This window comes from uncultured Tateyamaria sp. (assembly GCF_947504105.1).
GTDB lineage: Bacteria > Pseudomonadota > Alphaproteobacteria > Rhodobacterales > Rhodobacteraceae > Tateyamaria.
Map to the genome: position 1 here is coordinate 1 of NZ_CANNGP010000102.1, position 3,327 is coordinate 3,327.

General features: G+C 61.0%; 3 protein-coding genes and 1 pseudogene. 2 read left to right on the forward strand and 2 right to left on the reverse strand.

Annotated features, from left to right (window positions below; all coding sequences use genetic code 11):
- Positions 1-32: 32 nt before the first annotated feature.
- Positions 33-431 carry a LysR family transcriptional regulator gene (locus Q1A75_RS23460; protein ID WP_299593408.1) on the reverse strand — a complete coding sequence of 133 codons (399 nt, stop codon included), beginning with the start codon at positions 429-431 and terminating at the stop codon, positions 33-35.
- A 141-nt stretch (positions 432-572) separates the two neighbouring features.
- Between Q1A75_RS23460 and Q1A75_RS23470 the strand changes: the two are divergent.
- Positions 573-1,166: pseudogene (locus Q1A75_RS23470) on the forward strand (YceI family protein).
- 3 nt (positions 1,167-1,169) lie between these two features.
- Positions 1,170-1,910, forward strand: a complete 741-nt coding sequence (locus tag Q1A75_RS23475) for an SDR family oxidoreductase (protein WP_299593414.1) — start codon at positions 1,170-1,172, stop codon at positions 1,908-1,910.
- 127 nt (positions 1,911-2,037) lie between these two features.
- Here the strand turns inward: Q1A75_RS23475 and Q1A75_RS23480 are convergent, their stop codons facing one another.
- Positions 2,038-3,195, reverse strand: a complete 1,158-nt coding sequence (locus Q1A75_RS23480) for a cytochrome P450 (protein WP_299593417.1) — start codon at positions 3,193-3,195, stop codon at positions 2,038-2,040.
- Between the last annotated feature and the right edge of the window lie 132 nt (positions 3,196-3,327).

Consider the following 3,327-nt stretch of genomic DNA (forward strand, 5'->3'; position numbering starts at 1 on the left):
ACGACCGGTACCGATCACGCAGGCCAGAAACGTCAGAAGATTGTCTTGCTAAACCGGGGGCATCCACACACGATCTCGGGCAGTGCCGTACGCATGTCGGCGAGATGTGGCACGATCACCTCTTGGCCGAACGCGACCGACGCCGTGAGCCGCACGCGGCCTGACGGCTGTGTGCTGACCTCGGCCGCCGCGTCTCGCGCAAGGTCCATATCGTCCAGCAAGGGACCGATCCGCGCCAGATACACCGAACCGGCCTCGGTCAGCGTGAGTTGCCGGGTCGAGCGTTGAAACAGCCGCAATCCCAACTGTCCCTCAATCCCTGCCACCGTTCGGCTGACAGAGCTGGGATCAACATCAAGCACGCGCGCCACGGCGGCAAAGCTTTGATGGTGGGCAACAAGTTGCACAGTGCGGAGGGCGGTGATGTCCATTCATGCAATTTACGCATGAATACGATGCACTCAAGCCCATTTTTTGCACGTTCCGCAACAGATAGGTGAGGGTCATCTGATCCCAAAAGGAGATATGACATGTTCCGCACACTACCACTTGCCGCCTTTTTGCTTGGCACCATGCCCGCCGGTGCCGCGCCAACCGAATGGACACTCGACCTTGGCCATGCTCATATTGGCTGGGAAATCAATCACATGGGGTTGAGCCGCACGGTGGGCCGCTTCAACAGCTACGACGGCACCTTTCTGATTGACGAAGAGAACCCGGCCAATTCGTAGATCACCTTCACCATCGACGCCGCCAGCATCGACAGCAATCACGAGGCGCGCGACGCGCATCTACGCCACGCGGACTATCTGGATGCGGACAACAACCAGCAGATCACGTTCACATCCACAGACATTCTGATGCTGACGCCCACAAGCGGAAAGCTGACAGGTGACCTGACCATGCGTGGCCAGGCCGCGCCGGTGACGCTGGATTTCACCATGGTGCGGGACCGGGTCTATCCCGACTTCATCCCAAACTACGATGAGGTACGTGTTGTGGGGTTTGAGGCTACGGGCGAGATCCTGCGCCTTGATCACGGGATCGATTTCATAGCGTTCCTCGACAGCCCAACGGGCCTGAGCGTCGATGTCGATCTGCATTTTGATCTGGTGCAATGCGAGGGTGCGACTGAAAACAACATTCCCTGCACATGGGATCGTTGAGCCATGCGGCATGTCAAAGGCAAAACCGTTGTCATCACCGGGGCCAGCAAGGGGATCGGGGCGGCCAGCGCCCGAGTCCTCGCCGGACTAGGTGCGCGTGTTGTTCTGGCCGCGCGCTCCGGTGATGCGCTGCTGGCATTAGCGGAGGAAACCGGCGGCATCGCGGCGCCCTGCGACGTCAGCGACTTTGCGCAAGTGCAGGCCGTGATGGAGCGGGCGGGTGATGTGGATGTGCTGGTCAACAATGCCGGGTTGATCGACCCGATTGCGCTGCTGGCGGACAGCGATCCCACCGCTTGGGGGCGGGTCGTCGATGTGAACATCAAAGGCGTCTATCACGGCCTGCGCGCGGTGTTGCCTGGCATGGTCGCGCGCGGGTCGGGCACAGTCATCAACATCTCCTCCGGCGCGGCCACAAGCGCGCTTGAGGGGTGGAGCCACTACTGTGCAACCAAGGCTGCCGTCCTGTCTCTGACCCGCGTGGCGGATAACGAGGTGCGCGGGTCTGGCGTGCGCGTTATGGGCCTGTCCCCGGGCACGGTCGCAACAGACATGCAACGCGAGATCGCCGCGTCCGGCATCAACCCGGTTAGCCAATTGTCCTGGGACGCCCACATCCCCCCCGATTGGGTTGGGCAGGCCATTGCCGTCTTGATGGGGCCTGAAGGCAATGCGTGGTGTGGTCAGGACTTCTCGCTCAAGACCGAGGCTGGGCGCAACATCGTCGGGCTGCCCCCGCTTTGAGGTCGGGGCGGACGACACGTCCGCCTTACAGGTTCTGGTGCGTAAGGCGCAGCTTGCTGCGTCCGCGCGGCGGAGGTGACCTCCGCCTTACGATGATCCACCTGTAAGGCACACCTGTTGGTGCGCCCTAGACGAAGGGCAGGTAGTAGTCGCGCACCTGATCCACGGACTTGTCCTTGAGCCGCTTCCATTCGTCCTGCTTGAGAAAAATCAACGCATCGCAGATCGCTTCCCCCGCAGCCATGCGCAGGGGCTTGTCCGCATCCAGCGCGTCCAGTGCCTTGTCCAATGCCGATGGTACATGGCGGGTCGCCCGGATGTTGTCCAAGCCGTCGAGATCCTCGGCTGGGTCTAACGCATAGCCACCACTCACACCCAGAAGCGATGCCTGAAGAACGGATGCGACCGCAAGATACGGGTTCGTCGCGCAGTCCGCCATGCGATGCTCCAACCGGGCGGAGCGTGGCGAGGTCACGCAGGACCGCGTTGTCACAAGCCGGTGGTCATCCGCCCAGTTGGCCCAATACCCGGCCATGGATGCTGGGCCGAGACGGTCATAACTGTTGACCGTCGCAGCAAGCAAACCTGCCAACCCCTCGTGATGGTGGATGAGCCCCGCCATGCATCCCTTGGCAATATCAGACAGCGCACCGTCAGGCGCGATCACATTGGCCCCTTGCGCGTCCGCAAAACTGAAATTCACATGCAGACCGGACCCGCCCCGGTCTGGAATGGGCTTGGGCAGGAAGGTCAGCGATTTGACCCCGCAGATAAAATTCGAACGTGTCCAGGTGGGCGGCTCCACGGCCTCGAGCGTGTGGATGCGACCCGCAAGTTCCTGCAGCACGCATTTCAGCTCCAACTTGGCAAGCCACATGCCCAGACAGACATGCGGTCCGCCCTGCCCGAAGGCGACATGTCGGTTCGGGCTGCGATCAAGCTGCGCGGTGTGCGGATTTTCAAACATGGCCTCATCCCGGCTGCCGGAGACGAACCACATCAGCACCTTGTCGCCCTCCTTGATCGTTTGACCGTGCATTTCGACATCCCGCGTGGCGGTGCGTCGAAAGTGCAATGTGGGCGAGGCAAGGCGGATGAACTCATCCGCGCATGTTTCCCATACGTCCCCGCCTTGCAGGGTTTTCAACAGACCTTGTTGCTGTGTCAGCAGATGCAGCGCCATGGCGATGGAGTAACGCGTTGTGTCATTGCCTGCCGCCACCAGAAGGCAGAAGAAGTTCTTGAAATCCTGTCCGGTGATTGCACCGTTTTCGCTGCGCAGCACGCGGGCAAGGATGCCCTTGTCATCGACATCGCGCGTTCCGTTCAGGATGTCGTCGGCTGTCTGACGTCAGCGCCTATGGGTCCAAATAGCGGTATTTGCTAAGAGAGGGTTTGTTGCTCATCGTGGCCACCA

Coding starts and splice junctions, on each gene's coding strand:
- Q1A75_RS23460 (WP_299593408.1), bottom strand. CDS start 431: ATGGACATCACCGCCCTCCGCACTGTGCAACTTGTTGCCCACCATCAA.
- Q1A75_RS23475 (WP_299593414.1), top strand. CDS start 1,170: ATGCGGCATGTCAAAGGCAAAACCGTTGTCATCACCGGGGCCAGCAAG.